The 17,339-nt window shown below is 30.5% G+C and carries 19 protein-coding genes and 2 pseudogenes; 16 read left to right on the top strand and 5 right to left on the bottom strand.

All coding sequences use genetic code 11. The features are described from left to right. Positions 1 to 7 precede the first annotated feature (7 nt). The 5 genes from T483_RS0127895 (at position 8) to T483_RS0127875 (ending at position 3,227) form a co-directional block, all read left to right on the top strand. A complete protein-coding gene (locus tag T483_RS0127895) occupies positions 8 to 409 on the top strand; it encodes a MerR family transcriptional regulator (protein WP_026889772.1) in 402 nt (133 codons plus the stop codon). A 244-nt stretch (positions 410 to 653) separates the two neighbouring features. After that, positions 654 to 1,187 (top strand): flavodoxin family protein, encoded by a 534-nt coding sequence (locus T483_RS0127890; protein ID WP_026889771.1) that lies wholly within the window; start codon positions 654 to 656, stop codon positions 1,185 to 1,187. Between the two features lie 71 nt (positions 1,188 to 1,258). Continuing rightward, the gene (gene dmpI / locus T483_RS0127885) at positions 1,259 to 1,444 is read left to right on the top strand and encodes a 4-oxalocrotonate tautomerase DmpI (protein ID WP_026889770.1); all 186 of its coding nucleotides are present in this window, start codon (positions 1,259 to 1,261) and stop codon (positions 1,442 to 1,444) included. Between the two features lie 241 nt (positions 1,445 to 1,685). Further along, a complete protein-coding gene (locus T483_RS0127880) occupies positions 1,686 to 3,011 on the top strand; it encodes an MATE family efflux transporter (RefSeq protein ID WP_026889769.1) in 1,326 nt (441 codons plus the stop codon). A 27-nt stretch (positions 3,012 to 3,038) separates the two neighbouring features. After that, positions 3,039 to 3,227, top strand: coding sequence for a transketolase C-terminal domain-containing protein (locus T483_RS0127875; RefSeq protein ID WP_196244933.1), 189 nt, complete (start codon positions 3,039 to 3,041; stop codon positions 3,225 to 3,227). A 189-nt stretch (positions 3,228 to 3,416) separates the two neighbouring features. On the opposite strand, the gene T483_RS29950 is transcribed toward T483_RS0127875, so the two are convergent. Together T483_RS29950 and T483_RS29945 are read right to left on the bottom strand one after the other, a co-directional pair. Beyond that, positions 3,417 to 3,692, bottom strand: coding sequence for a MarR family winged helix-turn-helix transcriptional regulator (locus tag T483_RS29950; RefSeq protein WP_242841940.1), 276 nt, complete (start codon positions 3,690 to 3,692; stop codon positions 3,417 to 3,419). Between the two features lie 116 nt (positions 3,693 to 3,808). Beyond that, positions 3,809 to 4,216: an MFS transporter gene (locus T483_RS29945; protein WP_278247499.1), complete on the bottom strand. Its 408-nt coding sequence runs from the start codon at positions 4,214 to 4,216 to the stop codon at positions 3,809 to 3,811. A 316-nt stretch (positions 4,217 to 4,532) separates the two neighbouring features. Between T483_RS29945 and T483_RS0127860 the strand changes: the two genes are divergently transcribed. Continuing rightward, complete coding sequence (locus T483_RS0127860; protein WP_026889766.1) at positions 4,533 to 6,290, top strand: 1-deoxy-D-xylulose-5-phosphate synthase; 1,758 nt, start codon at positions 4,533 to 4,535, stop codon at positions 6,288 to 6,290. Between the two features lie 233 nt (positions 6,291 to 6,523). Here T483_RS0127860 and T483_RS0127855 read toward each other — a convergent pair whose 3' ends face one another. Further along, on the bottom strand, positions 6,524 to 6,952 hold the full coding sequence (locus T483_RS0127855) for a MerR family transcriptional regulator (RefSeq protein ID WP_026889765.1): 429 nt from the start codon (positions 6,950 to 6,952) through the stop codon (positions 6,524 to 6,526). Between the two features lie 208 nt (positions 6,953 to 7,160). Here T483_RS0127855 and T483_RS0127845 point away from each other — a divergent pair, with 208 nt between their 5' ends. From T483_RS0127845 to T483_RS29940, 9 genes and pseudogenes are all read left to right on the top strand, one after another. Beyond that, the gene (locus T483_RS0127845) at positions 7,161 to 7,571 is read left to right on the top strand and encodes a cupin domain-containing protein (protein WP_026889764.1); all 411 of its coding nucleotides are present in this window, start codon (positions 7,161 to 7,163) and stop codon (positions 7,569 to 7,571) included. 58 nt (positions 7,572 to 7,629) lie between these two features. Then, complete coding sequence (locus T483_RS0127840; protein WP_026889763.1) at positions 7,630 to 7,950, top strand: carboxymuconolactone decarboxylase family protein; 321 nt, start codon at positions 7,630 to 7,632, stop codon at positions 7,948 to 7,950. Between the two features lie 301 nt (positions 7,951 to 8,251). After that, positions 8,252 to 8,821 (top strand): histidine phosphatase family protein, encoded by a 570-nt coding sequence (locus T483_RS0127835; protein WP_026889762.1) that lies wholly within the window; start codon positions 8,252 to 8,254, stop codon positions 8,819 to 8,821. Positions 8,822 to 9,088: 267 nt separating this feature from the next. Continuing rightward, entirely contained in the window at positions 9,089 to 9,571 is a 483-nt protein-coding gene (locus T483_RS0127830; protein ID WP_026889761.1) for a flavodoxin, read from the top strand. A 91-nt stretch (positions 9,572 to 9,662) separates the two neighbouring features. Continuing rightward, positions 9,663 to 10,700 (top strand): aldo/keto reductase, encoded by a 1,038-nt coding sequence (locus T483_RS0127825; RefSeq protein ID WP_026889760.1) that lies wholly within the window; start codon positions 9,663 to 9,665, stop codon positions 10,698 to 10,700. A gap of 41 nt (positions 10,701 to 10,741) precedes the next feature. Beyond that, complete coding sequence (locus tag T483_RS31400; RefSeq protein WP_155268555.1) at positions 10,742 to 10,882, top strand: hypothetical protein; 141 nt, start codon at positions 10,742 to 10,744, stop codon at positions 10,880 to 10,882. Positions 10,883 to 11,255: 373 nt separating this feature from the next. Then, complete coding sequence (locus T483_RS0127815; RefSeq protein ID WP_026889759.1) at positions 11,256 to 12,152, top strand: MurR/RpiR family transcriptional regulator; 897 nt, start codon at positions 11,256 to 11,258, stop codon at positions 12,150 to 12,152. A gap of 383 nt (positions 12,153 to 12,535) precedes the next feature. After that, complete coding sequence (locus T483_RS0127810; RefSeq protein WP_026889758.1) at positions 12,536 to 14,416, top strand: beta-glucoside-specific PTS transporter subunit IIABC; 1,881 nt, start codon at positions 12,536 to 12,538, stop codon at positions 14,414 to 14,416. 24 nt (positions 14,417 to 14,440) lie between these two features. Beyond that, positions 14,441 to 15,857: pseudogene (locus tag T483_RS29940) on the top strand (6-phospho-beta-glucosidase). Between the two features lie 230 nt (positions 15,858 to 16,087). On the opposite strand, the gene T483_RS0127800 reads toward T483_RS29940, so the two are convergent. Both T483_RS0127800 and T483_RS0127795 read right to left on the bottom strand, forming a co-directional pair. Then, the gene (locus T483_RS0127800; protein ID WP_026889757.1) at positions 16,088 to 16,306 is read right to left on the bottom strand and encodes a DUF2922 domain-containing protein; all 219 of its coding nucleotides are present in this window, start codon (positions 16,304 to 16,306) and stop codon (positions 16,088 to 16,090) included. Positions 16,307 to 16,349: 43 nt separating this feature from the next. Beyond that, positions 16,350 to 16,574, bottom strand: coding sequence for a DUF1659 domain-containing protein (locus T483_RS0127795; protein WP_026889756.1), 225 nt, complete (start codon positions 16,572 to 16,574; stop codon positions 16,350 to 16,352). Between the two features lie 243 nt (positions 16,575 to 16,817). On the opposite strand from T483_RS0127795, the pseudogene T483_RS32365 reads away from it, so the two are divergent. Then, positions 16,818 to 17,339 (top strand): annotated as a pseudogene (locus T483_RS32365) (hypothetical protein); the annotation flags it as partial.

Here is a 17,339-nt window from a genome sequence, read left to right as displayed (position 1 = left end):
GATATAAATGACAATAAAGGAAGCGTCAGGAAAAACAGGGATATCCATTGATAATCTGCGTTACTACGAAAGAATTGGTTTAATTCCAGAAGTTCCTAGGACGGAATCAGGAATTAGGGATTATGATGAAATGGCAATACACTGGATTGAGTTTGCTATGAGATTTAAGAAAGCAGGGGTGTCACTAGAGTCTATCCGTGAATATATACAGCTTGCTTTACAAGGAATTTCAACTAAGGAGGCGAGAAGGGAGATACTAATTGAAACAAAGGCGGGACTAGAGAAAAAAATGCATGACATACATGAGACCATGGAGGTTATTAATTATAAAATTGATAATTATGATCAGAAGTGTGAACCTATTACAAATGAATTGATTGCAGAATGGAAGGAGAGCAGAAAAATATAGAAAATACTTAAATACGGAATATATACCTGAGAAATGTTTTTGACGGGATGTATGAAGAACCTCTTTAAGCAATATAAATATGTTGCAAATAAAGAGGTTTTTTAAGCATTAGAAATAAACAGGATATAAACTAAAAAAACTCTTGACCTTAACTTGACTTAAGGCTTTATAGTTAATATATCGATGAAAAACAAATACAATTAATTGTAAAGAATATAATTTTAAATTTAGAAGGAGAGTAAAAATGAAGGTGACAGTTATTACGGGAAGTCCACATAAGAAAGGTACATCTGCTTTGTTGGCAGATAAATTTATCGAAGGAGCTATTGGCGCAGGACATGAAGTATTACGTTTTGATTCAGCATTTGGAAATGTAAAGCCATGTTTAGCATGTGAATACTGTGCAATCCATGATGGAGAATGTGTACGTAGAGATGATATGAATGCTTGGTATGGAAAAATAATAGAGTCAGATATGGTAGTGTTTGTAACACCAATATATTATTACACAATGTCTGCACAAATAAAAGCAGTTGTAGACAGATTCCATGGAAATAATGCTAAATTATCAGGAAATAAAAAAGCAATGATTATTGCAACTTCTTATGGTGAAGATGCTTCAACAATGGAAGGCTTAGAAAAAACTTATGAAGCTATACTTGGTTTTATGAATTGGGAAGATGCAGGAAAGTTATTTGCAACAGGATGTCCTGTAAGAGAAGTGCTGGAACAAACTAAATTCCCAACTCAAGCATATGAATTAGGAAAATCTATATAACAAGGACCAATGAAAAAATAATAAGTCCATTAGCCTAATTAAAAGTATATAAAGAAAAGGGAGAAATGAATATGCCAGTTATAACAGTAGAAGCAGGAAAATTAAATAAAGAGCAAAAGAGTGAATTAGTAAAGGAACTTACAGGAACTGCATCAAAGCTTATGAATGTGCCTGAGCAAGCTTTTATAGTTTTATTAAAGGAAAATGATCAGGATAACATTGGATTTGGCGGACAGCTTTTGTCAGAAAGAATTTAGTGTTTTAACCATCAGATAGAGAAGCTGATGGTTTTGTTGTATTATAAATAGTATTTGTTGCTATGATTTGATTTATAAAAAGACTATCCTTTCGTTTTATCTGTAGTTTTTAATAATGCCTTTTAAGCATAGTTAAAATAAAATATAAGCATTAGGCGTAGTATAAATCAAATGTTATACTTTAAATAATTATAAGAGTTCACTAAGATAATTTATTTTATAAGGAAGTTGAGGTACTTTTATGTTTTCGAATCAGGCTCTTAGGAAATTAATAATTCCAATATTTCTAGATCAGCTTCTAATTATAATTGTTGGGATAATTGCTACAATGATGGTTTCTTATGCTGGAGAAGAAGCTGTTTCTGGTGTTTCATTAGTAGATATGATAAATATGCTTCTAATAAATATTCTAGCTGCACTTACTACAGGAGGAGCAGTTGTGGTTTCTCAGTATATTGGACACAAAGATAAAGGACAGGCTTGTAATGCAGCCAGTCAGTTAATCACAATATCTTCAATTATTTCTGTAGGAATTACATTAATTGTATTTTTATTTCATAAACCATTGCTACAAATTTTATTTGGAAATGTTGAAGCAGAAGTAATGAATGCAGCGATTACCTATTTTGTTTTATCAGCTTTATCATATCCATTTTTAGCTATATATGATTCGGGTGCGGCATTGTTTCGTTCTATGGGAAATTCACGTGTACCTATGGTTGCTTCCATAATTATGAACTTAATTAATTTAGTGGGAAATGCTATTGGAATATTTGTATTACATGCTGGAGTTATAAGTGTTGGAGTTTCATCAATCCTCGCACGTTTAGTAGCTGCAATAATTATGGTATGTTTATCTCTAAATAAGAAGAACCAGATTTTTATAAGTTTTAGAGAACTTTTATCTTGGAATGTAGAAATGATTAAAAAGATTTTAAATATAGCTATTCCTAATGGTATAGAAAATGGAATTGTTCAATTAGGACGAGTTCTTTTGATTAGCATTATAGCATTGTTTGGAACAGATCAAATCGCTGCAAATGGAATTACAAACAGTTTGGTTGGAATATCAATAAGTTTTGCAACAGCTATGAATCTTGCAATAGTTACAGTTATAGGTCAATGTGTTGGTGCAGGTGATTACAAGCAAGCAGATTATTACACAAAAAAAATAATAAAGATCACATATATAGGAACATTTTGTATTAGTTTAGTGCAAATTTTACTGCTTCCTTGGATATTAAGCTTATATACTCTATCTCCAGAAGTAACTAAATTAACTTATATTCTTGTAGTAATACATAATTGTTTTGCAATATTTTTATGGCCAGTTTCATTTACGCTTTCAAATGGACTTCGTGCAGCAGGAGATGTACGTTTTACAATGATAATTTCAATCAGTTCTATGTTTATTTTACGTATAGCCCTTGGATATATTTTGGGAATTGTGTTCAATATGGGAGTTGTTGGCATATGGGTTGCTATGGGTGGAGATTGGCTGCTTCGATCTATAATTTACATTGTCAGATTTAAAGGTGGTAAATGGAAGGAGTTTCAGGTTATTTAATTCCATTGTAACATCATTGTGTGTATTTTGGGTCAATATAGAAGAAAGATAGAAAAACAAAGCTCAAAAGTGGCAATTATTGCAGTTGGATCGATGTTACAGATGGCTATTGATATTGAAAAGAAGGTTAAAGAAGAGGCTGGTATTGAGATTACGGTAATTAACCCTAGATTCTTAACAGGATTAGATGAAGAATTATTAAATAGGATAATTTAACAATAAAAAAACAGCAATAAACTCAAAAAGGTTTGTTGCTATTTTCTATTTTAATCAATATACGTATGTAAGTTACTTTTCTCTTCAGAAATTACAGATAGAATTTTTTTTAGAGCAATAAGTGTTTGTTCTTCTTCACTATTGGATAAATTCCTTGAAAAAATAGTCTTTATTTCTAGAAAAGTTGGATTATATTATTGGAAGAACTTCCTTGCCCTTTTCAGTCAAATACAATCTATAAACACGGTGATTATTTTTCATTAAGTTTTTTACAGCTTTTGCAGTAGTTGATTTACCTACATATAAAAATTCACTCAATTCTTTCTGACTTATACCTTGATTTTTTGAGATTACATGGAAAAAGTCATGTTGACCACTTTTAATATTTAAATCTATAAGTTTAGAATTTATTATAATTTGAGCATTTCTATAAATTGCCGCATTAAGGTTACTAATGTTATCCATATTTAATTATCTCCTTTATAAAGTGTATTTGTTTGTATAATTCTTTATTTTGAGTATATTTAAGTATAAATTTGAGAATTTAGATATATTAAATAATTTTAGAATTCAACATTCTGCTAAAATTTAAGTTTTTTTCTACCAATAATCAAATAAAGGATAAATGCTATAATAGCAAAGCAACTTGCCAATAGATACATTGGACCATATCCAATATTTGATGAAACTATTCCTAAAATTACTGCACCTAATCCAACTCCGCAATCAAAGGCAGTGAAGAAAGTAGCATTTGCAGCGCCTAATCTTGAAGAGGACACACCAGTTACGGCCATTGTCTGTAAACTTGATTGAGCCGCACCAAAACCTATTCTGTAAATAAAGGCAGTAATAAAAAACATGGTGATATTAGAAGACTGAGATAATAGTACCATAGATATAATTACAAATACAAAACCTAGCCTATCTATTATTTTACCGAATACTGGTCTGGAAATAAATAAAGCTATGGCATATACTGTAAAGAAAATTCCGATATTTTCTATACCTTTATCACGAACTTACTATTGCAAACACGAAGTTACTTTTTTATTTTAGAATCTTACTTAAATTCAGTATTGACTTAGAGTTAGGTCTAAGTGTTAGACTGTATATAAATTATTTATTCTAAAGCGCTTTATGAAGTTGTATCGATAATAAATCTACGCATGAAAAAAATAAATAATATAAAAATACTTATTGACCTTGAGTTAAGTTAAGGGATTATGATAAAAGAAAAGTTATAGACTAAATGGGTTGTGGCGTTAGTAAAACGCCTGCCAAAATTAAATGATAAGGAGAAAAAATATGTTTTTAGAAAAAATAAACTCACCTATGGAGATTAAGAAGTTAAGAATTGAAGAATTAAAGGTGCTTGCAGATGAAACGAGAGCAGCATTAATTAATAAAATTAGTAATGCAGGAGGTCATAGTGGACCAAACCTTGGAATGGTGGAAATGAGCGTTGCCATGCACTATGTTTTTGATTCACCAAAGGATAAATTTGTATTTGATGTTTCCCATCAAAGTTATCCACACAAGATTTTGACTGGAAGAAAGGAAGCTTTTATAGATGCAGCACATTTTGCTGACGTAACAGGTTATACTAATCCGTTAGAAAGCGAACATGACTTCTTTACAATAGGTCATACTTCAACATCTGTTTCATTAGCATTAGGTTTGGCAAAAGGAAGAGATCTTAAAAAAGAAGAAGAAAATATAATTGCAATAATTGGAGATGGTTCACTTTCAGGAGGAGAAGCTCTAGAAGCTCTTGATTATGCAGGAGAATATAATAAAAATCTGATAATAATTGTAAATGATAATGATCAGAGTATCGCTGAAAATCATGGTGGTATATATAAGACGTTACGAGAATTAAGAGAAACAAATGGAGTAAGCTCAAAGAATATGTTTACTGCATTTGGTCTTGATTACAAGTATTTAGAAGACGGTCATGATATTGCAAAGTTAGTAGAATTTTTTGAAAGTGTAAAAGGAATTGATCATCCGATTGTTTTACATATTCATACCATAAAAGGAAAGGGACTTTCCTATGCAGAAGCTAATCGTGAAGCATGGCATGCTGGAGGACCGTTTAATGCAGAAGATGGAACACCTAAAAATGGTGGTTGGGCAAGCGACAACACTGTATTTGAAAGTTTAAAGGAACTTCTTGACAATAATGATAAGGCAGTTGTGTTAAATGCTGGAACACCAATGGGTCTTGGATTTGTTCAAGGTGTTCGTGAAGAGTATGTTGAAAGAGGACAATTTATAGATGTAGGAATTGCAGAAGAAAATGCAGTTGCAATGAGTAGTGGTATTGCAAAAAATGGTGGAACACCTGTATTTGGAACATTTGCTCCATTTTTACAAAGGACTTATGACCAGATGTCTCATGATTTGTGCTTAAATGATAATCCAGCGACAATACTTGTACTTATGCCAGGAGTATATGGTATGAATTCAAATACTCATATTGCTTTATGTGATATCCAGATGTTTGCACATATACCTAATTTGATATATATGGCACCAACAAGTAAAGAAGAGTATAAGCAAATGTTTAAATTTGCCACATCTCAAAAAGAGCATCCAGTTGGAATCAGAGTAGCAGGAATGCTTTCTGAAACAGGAATAACTGATACAACAGATTATTCAGATTATAATAAAAATAAGATAGAAAAACAAGGCTCAAAAGTGGCAATTGTTGCAGTTGGACCTATGTTACAGATGGCTATTGATACTGAAAAGAAGATTAAAGAAGAGACTGGTATGGAAATTACAGTAATTAATCCTAGATTTTTAACAGGACTAGATGAAGAATTATTAAACTCTTTGAAAACAGATCATCAATTAGTAATCACTTTGGAAGATGGTGAACTTATGGGTGGATATGGTCAAAATATTGCATCTTTCTATGGTGATAGTGCAATGAAAGTTAAAAACTTTGGTATTTCTAAAGCATTCCACACAGATTTTAATCCAGTAGAATTGTTAGCGAAAAATGGAATGTCAGTGGAAAAACTTACAGCTTATATCAAAGAAAATGTAAATAAATAAAAGTGTAAGGCATGGATGCATTAGTACTTATTTGTAATTGAAAGAAAAGCCTAAACATATAAAAGTGTAGTTACTCTAATAGGATTCGAGTAACTACACGTGATTTGAGGTTAACTGTTATTTACACTAAATAAGGCTAAAGTTCTAAGGAAATAGAAATTTTAATTATTGCATAAAAGTGGAGACTGTATGAAGATTTATTAAAAAAATCTTCATACAGTCTTCTTGTATTATTATTTTTCTGTATCTTGATTTAAGAATTTCATAGCCAGTTCTTCTCGTAATCCAGGAAGATTAGTTGTACCATTTTCCTTTGAAATTCTATAAAATTCACATTTGTAACTAATTCTTTTTAAAGCATCTTGTAAGAGTGATATTTGCTTTTCAGTTTTTTCTTTTTGATACATGAATAACTCATATCGCTTATCAATTGTAGGATCACCTTCTTCGCACCACTCAAAAAATTGTTTGATATCTTTAAGTGGCATGCCTGTATTTTTCAAGCATTCTATCATTTTTAAACATTCTACATCTGTATCATCAAATACTCTAATATTACCAGAGTTTCGATTAACAAGAGGAAGAAGTCCGCTTTTATCATAATAACGTAGTGTCGATATAGATATATTTAACATTTTTGAAATATCACCAATTGAATACATAAATTACCTCCAAAAAATTTAAATTTAGTATTGACCTCGAGTTAGGTTTAGGTATTACAATACATTTATCATAAGTGATTGAAGAAACTTATGCAAGATAAATGTGTGCTATAAAAGGAAGCTTATGGAGTTTTTTTATGCGTATCAAATATCATTTTACTAATAATGGATTTGTAAAAAACGATAAATTTGAAATGGAGAGAGAAAAATGGAGAGAAAAGAATTAGAAAAAGTATCTGACTTTTTACTTGGAGAAGAAAATACTGCTTATGCACCATATTTTATTGGAAAAAGCTATTTAGGTGTCTTAAATACTAAAGAAGCATTTATTGCCAATGTTACATTTGAACCAGGATGCCGTAATAACTGGCATATTCATCATGGAGGTGGACAGATATTAATCTGTGTAGGAGGTAGTGGCTGGTATCAAGAGTTAGGCAGTGAACCACAATCTTTAAAGAGCGGAGATGTAGTATACATTGCACCTGAAATTAAACATTGGCATGGTGCTGTGCACGATGAGGCTTTTGCACACTTAGCATTATCTGTTCCAGTGGAAGGTGCTTCAAATGAATGGTGTGAACCTGTAACAGATGAGGAATATATGAAATTAAAATAAAGACTAAATGATTTGATAGAATTAATATTGGGTTTATATAGAAAGGAATGGTATGATTATGAAAAAACAAACAGCTGGAAGAGATGCACTTGGTACATTTGCACCTAAATTTGCAGAATTAAATGATGATGTTTTATTTGGTGAGGTTTGGGCTCGTGAGGATAAATTATCACTTAGAGATCGTAGTGTAATTACAGTAACAACTTTAATGACAAAAGGAATTTTTGATAACTCTCTAAAATATCATTTGACAAATGCAAAAAATAATGGAGTTACTGCAGAAGAAATTGCTGAGATTATAACGCATTTAGCATTTTATATAGGATGGCCAAATGCTTGGGCTACATTTAACCTAGCAAAGGAAGTCTGGGTAGATTAGATATAACAGAAAAAAGTATATAAAAAGAAAAGAAAGAAAGAAAATCGTAGAGAAATAAAGAGTAACTATGGTTTTCTATTTTTATAGTACAACTTAGTTATATAAAAAATTAAAATTTTAGAAACCTGAAAGATTTGTTAAATCTCAGATTATTAAAGAAGAATGATGAACGACAATATATTATATATTTTATTATATTTGATATATTAAGTGTTATTATTAATCGCATTTACTGAAAATTCTTTAGAAGAAAAAGAGTATAATTTTTAATTTTTTAAATTCAGGGATAGGAGAGATATATATGAAAAAGATATTATATTTAATGAGACATGGACAAACGATGTTTAATCTTAGAAGAAAGGTTCAAGGATTCTGTGATTCACCACTTACTGAATTAGGAATTAAGCAAGCAAAAGTTGCAGCAAAGTATTTTGAAGATAACAATATTAAATTTGATCACGCCTATAGTTCAACTTCTGAAAGAGCATGTGACACTTTAGAAATAGTTACTGATATTCCTTATAAAAGATTGAAAGGTTTAAAAGAATGGAATTTTGGAACATTTGAAGGAGAAAGTGAAGACTTAAATCCACCGCTTCCTTATGGTGAATTTTTCTCTAAGTATGGAGGAGAAGAAGAAAAAGAATTTCAAAAGAGAATTGTTGATACCTGCAAAAAAATAATGGAAGAAGATAATGAAATAGTTTTGGCAGTTTCTCATGGTGCAGCTTGTAGGAATTTCATGAGATATTGGGCACATACAAGTTCTGTTAATCAAAAAGAAAGAATTGGAAACTGTTGTATATTAAAATTTGAATATGAAAATCAAGAATTTAAATTAATTGAAATTATAAATCATAATTTTAATTAAAATAATAAACATCATGAACTCCTTAATTACTTGAGTTGTGTATTAGGGATATCGCATTAGCGGATTAAAATCCGTTAGGTATAGCTTCTTTTTAGCGTGTATGAAACATTTTTCAAACGAGATATTTTCATAATTATAATTTCTTTAAAAATAGGCACACTTTAATAAGTTTTTCTAAAAAATGTATTGACATTAAGTTGAGTTAAGGGAGTATTCTAAAAGCGTAAGGGTTATTTACTTATAAAATAAAAATAAGGAGATGAAATTATGAGTAAAACATTAGTAGCTTACTTTTCAGTAAGTGGTGTTACAAAAAAGTTATCTGAAAAAATTTCAATAGCTACAGGAGCGGATTTATATGAAATAAAGCCAGAAGATTCATATACAAAGGAAGATTTAAATTGGAATAATAAGAATAGCCGCAGTAGTATAGAAATGAATGATCCTAATTCAAGACCATCCATTGCTGATAAGGTGAATAATTTTGAGGAATATGATGTTATATTTGTAGGATTTCCAATTTGGTGGTATATAGCTCCAACAATTATTAATACTTTTATAGAAAGTTACGATTTTTCAGGAAAGACAGTAGTTACTTTCTGTACTTCAGGGGGGAGTGGTTTTGGGAATAGTGACAAGATATTAAAGGTATGCTGCGATCATTCTGTTAATTGGATTTCAGGAAAAAGATTCAGTGCAGGAGCAACAATAGAAAACATTAGAGAATGGGTAACAGGTTTAGGATTATAAGAAAAAGCTTAGAGGAATATTCAAATACTATACTTTAAAATATGATGCCTATATGAAAAGAATAATTAAATTTCAAAGGAGTAAGATGGAAATGGAATATATTAAATTAGGAAACTCAGATTTGAATGTATCACGTATTTGTATGGGATGTATGGGATTTGGAGATGCAAGCAATGGTCAGCACAGCTGGACAATTGATGAAGAAAATTCTAGAAAAATTATCAAAAGAGGTCTTGAGCTTGGAATAAACTTTTTTGATACGGCAATAGCGTATCAAAGTGGTACTAGCGAAAAGTATTTAGGTAAGGCAATTAAAGATTTTACCCAAAGAGAGGATGTCGTAATAGCAACAAAGTTTCTTCCTAGAACTGTTGAAGAAATAGAAAAAGGTATTTCTGGACAACAGCATATTGAAAAAATGCTAGATAAAAGTCTTGAAAATTTAGGTATGGATTATGTAGATCTTTATATATACCATATGTGGGATTATCAAACACCTATATATGATATATTAGATGGTTTGAATAACGCAGTAAAGTCAGGAAAAGTCCGTAATATTGGAATATCAAATTGTTTTGCATGGCAATTGGCAAAAGCAAATGCTATTGCAGAAAAAGAAGGTTTTGCTAAATTCATTTCTATTCAAGGACATTATAACCTTATCTTTAGAGAGGAAGAAAGGGAAATGGCGCAACTTTGCAGAGAAGATAATATAGCTATGACGCCTTATAGTGCATTAGCTAGTGGAAGATTAGCGAAGAAGCCAAGGGAGACTTCAAAAAGATTGGAACAAGATGCATATGCAAAATTTAAATACGATGAAATGGCTGAATATGATAATGTAATTATTGGTCGTGTATCAGAACTTGCAAATGAGAAGAATGTTTCGATGACAGAAATTTCTTTAGCATGGTTACTAACAAAGGTTGCATCACCTGTAGTTGGAGCTACTAAGCTTCATCATGTGGAAGGGGCAGTTAATGCTGTAAAATTAAAATTAACTGATGAAGAAATAAAGTATCTTGAAAAGCCATATGTATCACATAGATTAGTAGGGGTTATGGCACAGAATACTATTTCTACAAGTACTGAAAAGAAAGTATGGTCTGTGGGCAATCAAAAAGTTTGATTTCTGTGTAATAAAAATAAAAAATATTTATAATAGTTGGTGTGACTAAAGGAAGACAAGTAGAAGATGCCGTTAAAGCTTCAAAGATTGTTTTATCAAAGGAAGAGATAAACAAAATGGAGGAATTAGCAAGACATGCTGATATCCAAACAATTAGAGAATGGGAAAAACCAATGAAATAATTCATAAATGGATTTTAAATTATTAACTCATAATTTATTTAACAATGCATTTAGGGACACTCGAAAGAGTGTCTCTTTTTGCAACTATAAATAATAATTAAGGAAAATATAGTGGATTTTTAGGTGATAGAATTGGTGCTGCTCTAGGAGGTGTGGCTTTAAGAATATTATCAATTACATCAGTAAGTTATGTGGGCGCATTAGCAGTTGTGATTACAGTATAATGGGTCATTTTTATAAGTAAAATGCCTTAAAAGCATGATGAATATAGAATATAGGTATTAGACATAGCCTACAACAGAAGGATATTCTTATATCTATATAGGGAAAACTATTGATATAAATAATTTCGGATTGATTATAGGAGGTTTTTATGTATTTATTTCAAAAAATTGAAGAGATTAAAATGCAAAACAATACAACCAATAAGATTATAGGCGAATTTGTACTAAGAGAAAAAAATAAACTTAATGAATATTCTATGCAAGAAATTGCTGATCTTACATATACATCAAAGGCAACCTTGGTAAGGTTTGCAAAGACCTTAGGTTTTTCAGGCTGGAAAGAATTTATGAAATCATTTATAGAAGAATCTTATTATGAAAAAACTCATTATTCTGATATTAGTCCTAATTTTCCATTTGATAAAAATGATTCAATGAAAGAGATAATAAGAAAATTAAGCACTTTGCAAGTTGAGAGTATTTTAGATACTGCTGATTTGATGGATATCAAAACATTAGAACATGCAGTGGAAATATTGCTATCGTCAAATCGAATCGTGTTATTTGGGTATAGTCCAAGTATTTATATTGAAGAGTTATTCAAAAGAAAAATGATGTCTATTGGAAGACTTGTGGAGGTTGCTCCTATTGGAGAAGGGGGAATGATGTCTGCAGCACTTAAAGAAAATGATTGTGCAATAATTATTTCATATTCAGGAAATAACAAAGAGCGTCAGCCAGTAAGTTTTATAAAGAATTTAAAAGAAAATAAAGTCTCAATGATTGGAATTACAAGTGGTGGAGTTAACTATATGAGGGAAGAAATCTATTGCATACTAACGATATCCTCTCGTGAGCGATTGTATAGCAAAATTGCTGGTTATACAACAGAAGAATCCATCATGCATATCCTAAATATCTTATATTCTTGTTACTTTGCAAGAAACTATCAAGAAAACCTTAATTATAAAATAATGAATTCTCGAGAGCTAGAACAGGCTAGAATTGCTTCTCTTAATAATATGAAGGAAAATACAAATGAATAAAAGAAAGTTGGTTTATTCTATATATTTATAAAACTCTACGATTTGCTTAATTATCAATTTTCTTCAGTAATCTAATATTGAATACTACAAAAGAAGAAACATAATACATTGATTTTTACAATATATCATGTTTCAAAATATTTCACATATTTATCGTTATATATATTGAAAATAAAACCTTGTTTCGGGTTTAGTCATAAGTATTGAATACGTTTTTTTATGTGATAATATAGGCTTATCAAGTACAACGATTACACTTTTCAAAAGATAAATATCTACACTTCATAAGATATTGATTTTAGAGTTTTATAAAATAAGTGTAATTAAAAATATTTCTATGATTTGTAATCGTTAGAAAAATAGAAGAAAAGGAGAAGATATTAATGAGTAAACAATATGAGAAATTAGCAAATGAAATACTCAATTATGTTGGTGGAGCTGGAAATATTAACGATGTATATCACTGTCAAACAAGACTGAGATTTAAGTTAAATGACGAGAATAAATCTAATAAAGAAGCATTAGAAAAATTAGAGGGTGTTGCTAAAGTTATTATTAATGGAGGCGTATTTCAAGTAGTAATTGGACCCCACGTAAAATCAGTTTTTGAAGAAATTGAAAAAAATGTAGAAACAACAAGTACAAAAAGAGAAAATAAAGATGCTAAAGCAGTTGAGAAAAAGAGTGTGGCAGGAACTATTATTGATTTTGTTTCAGGAACATTCCAGCCTATTATACCAGCTTTATCTGGAGCAGGTATGGTAAAAGCGTTACTTGCTTTGCTAGTTGTGTTTAATGTTATATCTAACAAATCACAGACTTATACTATTTTAAACTTTTTTGCAGATGGAGTTTTCTATTTCTTACCTATTTTACTGGCCTTTACAGAAGCTCAGAAGTTAAAGTGCAATCCGATTTTGGCAGCATCAGTATCATTTATTATGATGCATCCCACTTGGGGAGCAATGGTAGCCCAAAAAGAAGCAGTTAATTTCTTTGGAGTTATACCATTCACACTTACTACTTATACATCAAGTGTAATACCAATTATATTGGTTATACTTGTACAATCATATGTAGAAAAGTGGCTTGAAAAATATATTCCTGAATCTGTAAAATTGGTATTTGTTCCAATGCTGACTTTTATAATTATGGGAACATTAGCTTTATCAATTCTTGGACCAATAGGAAGCATTATAGGAAATTATTTAGCATTAATTTTTACATTCTTAAGTACAAATGCAAGTTGGGCACCAGCTCTTATAATTGGTGGTTTCTTACCTATTATGGTTATGTTCGGACTACACAATGGCGTTGCACCACTAGGTGTTATGCAAATGTCTAATTTAGGTTATGATAGCATTTTTGGACCAGGATGTCTTTGCTCCAATATTGCACAAGGAACAGCTGCGTTTGTAGTAAGTTTAAGAACAAAAGATTCAAAAACAAAGCAGCTTGCAACATCAGCTGGAATTACTGGCTTAATGGGTATTACTGAACCAGCATTGTATGGAGTAAACCTTCCTAAACGATATCCATTGATTTCAGCAATGATAGGTGGCGGATTTGGAGGTCTCTATGCAGGATTAACACACACACATCGTTTTGCAACTGGATCTTCTGGATTGCCAGCAGTACTACTTTATATTGGCGATAACACAATGCAGTTTTTATATAATATCATTATCGCATTAATTATTTCATGTGTTGTAACAGCAGTATTAACATACATTTTAAGTTTTAAATATGAAAAAACAGATAAAACTATTGAAGAAGTAGTAGAAGCATCAGAACTGAAGATAGAAGTAAAAGACTCTAGTATTGCTAGTCCATTAAAGGGAACTATTATTGAATTAAGTGAAGTTAAAGATGAAGCTTTTGCATCAGAATTAATGGGAAAAGGAGTTGCAATTGAACCTAGTGAAGGAAAAGTTATTTCCCCTTTTGATGGAAAAGTTGTTTCACTATTTCCAACAAAACACGCAATAGGTCTATTATCAGATGATGGTATTGAAATGCTTATACATGTAGGTTTAAATACAGTTGACTTAAACGGAAAATACTTTGAGGCTGATGTTAGTCAAGATCAAAGAATTAGTAAAGGACAAACTTTAGTAACCTTTAATTTAGAAAAAATAAGAGAAGAAGGGTATATAACTCAAGTTCCAATTATAATTACTAATACTAATGATTATTCAGAAGTAACAAGTAACTGTAGTGGAAATATTGACTATAATGATGAATTAGTAGTTTTAAAAGTATAAATAATTATTTAGGAGTGGATTTTCATGACATTAAGAGAAGAATTTTTGTGGGGGGGAGCAACCGCTGCGAACCAATGCGAAGGTGGATATTTAGAAGGAAATAAGGGATTATCTACAGTTGATGTTATTCCGGCAGGAAAAGATCGTGTGGCTGTAATGAGAGGAAAAATAAAAATGATGGAGTGTGATGAGGAGCATTATTATCCAAGTCACGAAGCAATAGATTTTTATCATCATTATAAAGAGGATATAGCACTACTTGCAGAAATGGGATTCAAGTGTTTTAGACTATCTATAGCATGGACACGTATCTTTCCTAATGGAGATGATGTTATAGCTAATGAAGAAGGGTTAAAATTTTATGATGATGTTTTTGACGAATGTTTAAAATATGGCATAGAGCCACTAGTTACAATAACACATTTTGATGTTCCGATGCATTTAGTAAAGACAATTGGTTCTTGGAGAAGCCGAAAAATGGTAAAGCACTATGAAAGATTATGTGAAACAATATTTACTCGTTACAAAGATAAAGTAAAGTATTGGCTTACTTTCAATGAAATTAATATGATATTACATTTGCCATTTGGAAGCTCCGGCTTAGTTTTTGAAGAAGGCGAAAATGAAGATGCTGTAAAGTATCAGTCAGCCCATCATCAATTAGTTGCAAGTGCAAAAGCAATTGAAATTGCACATGGAATAAATCCGGAATTTAAGATAGGATGTATGTTGGCAGGTGCTAATACTTACCCATATACTTGCGCGCCAGAAGATGTGTGGAAAGCAATGAATAGAGATAGGGAACATTACTTTTTCATTGATGTACAGGCTCGAGGGGAATATCCTAATTATACAAAGAAGATGTTTGAAAAAATGAATATAAATTTAAAAATAGAAGATGGTGATGAGGAACTTTTAAAGAATAATACAGTTGATTTTGTTTCATTTAGTTATTATGGTTCTCGATTAACAAGTGCTGACCCAAATATAAATGCAAAACAGACAGCGGCAAATTTATTTCCAACTTTACGTAATCCATATTTAAAGACAAGTGAATGGGGATGGCAGATTGATTCACTAGGGCTTAGAATAACATTGAATTCATTATATGACCGTTATCAAAAACCATTATTTATTGTTGGGAGCTGCAGATATTGTTGATAAAAATGGAAATATTGAAGATGATTATAGAATTGAATATTTAAGAGAACATATAAAGGCTATGAAGGATACAGTAAATGAAGATGGAGTAGAACTAATGGGATATACACCTTGGGGATGTATAGACTTAGTAAGTTCATCCACTGGAGAGATGAAAAAACGATATGGCTTTATATATGTGGACAAGGATGATGAAGGTAGAGGTACTTTAAAACGTACCAGGAAAAAGAGTTTTTATTGGTATAAAAAAGTTGTAGAAACAAATGGTGAAGAATTATAATATGAGTATTATGAAAATTTAATTTGAATTTTTTTATTACGGAAATATTTATTAAGTGACTTAATGTGCTTTTGTTAGATTAAAAATTATATGATTTCTAAGAGCCTAAGAGTTAGATTTAATCTAGCCTTAAGCTCTTTACTGTTTTTCAAGATATATTTATCATAAGGAACAAATGAAGCTCAGATTTATCCCTGTAATCAGGACAAACTTCCATTTTTATTTAAAGACTAAGCTACCTCAAATTTAGTAACTTGTCTTTGAGTAACTTGAGCACCAGATTTCTTAACTAAATCACCAGAATTAGTTTTGAAAACATTCTTAGCAATTACAGTATCCATAAGTGCGTTAACCTCATCTTTTGTAAGAGTAGGTTTAACTCCAGAAACACTTAAAGTACTTTTTTCACCAGCTACAGTTAAAAAATTCATAGATAAAGAATATTCCATTTAATTTACCTCCAATCTTTAAAATTTACCTAAGAATAAGATCCTAAGAATTTGCTAAACTAGACGATTTATTAATAAAGTAATCTCTAGTATTTGCTTCCATAACACCTTTAATTGCATCTGCAACAGCATATACATTATCAGGTGTAGCATCTGTTTTTATACCTGAAAAAGTCTTTTTTGTATAAATTGGATCACCCGCCTTGTCTAGACCTTTTTGAACTTCAATACTAAGAGAAACAGAGTCTATAGTTTTAGTTACAGCCATAGTTTTAACCTCCTTCATTTTGTTCTCATAAAGGATATATGGTTAAAATTAAGGGATTACATATCTTTTGATTAAATTTAAGTATGATTTTGATACCATATTTTTCGTAGGCAACTTTAAAAATTTACTAAGGCCTATTTACTATGTTTATTTATATTGAGATGGTATAATAATATTAAATAAAAGCTCTATGATTAAAGAGATAAAATATATAAAAAACATCTTTAGATAGGAGGTGCATTGGTGAAACAAATAAATTATGAAGATATGATAATGAAAAGAGCAATGGATATATTTGCAGAAGAAGGTTTGAAATTTTTTGGTATAGATAAAAAAGTAAAAGATACTGGATCTACTGAAATTGTTGTCCTTGAGATAAAGAATATGCTAATGGATTACACTTTCCTAATGGAAGATGATAGTTACATTCATTTTGAATTTCAAACTACTAACAAGGGAATTGAAGATTTAAGAAGGTTTAGAACCTATGAATCTCTCCTTAATTTTCAAACTGGTAAAGATGTTGTGACATACGTTGTTTATTCAGGAGATATAAAAGATCCTATAAGTGAATACAATAGTGGAATAAATTCTTATAAAGTCAATGCAATATCAATGGCTAATAAGGATGGAGATGCAATTTTCAATGATATAATAAATAAAATAAATGATAAAGAAGAACTAAGCAGACAGGATATTATATCTTTAACATTTACACCAATAATGGGTGGGAAGCTTAGTAAAAGTGATAAGATAATAAATGCA

The organism is Clostridium beijerinckii HUN142 (genome assembly GCF_000621745.1).
Lineage (GTDB): Bacteria > Bacillota > Clostridia > Clostridiales > Clostridiaceae > Clostridium > Clostridium beijerinckii_A.
Note: the sequence above shows the minus strand (reverse complement) of the source record. Positions and strands in the feature narration are given on the sequence as shown.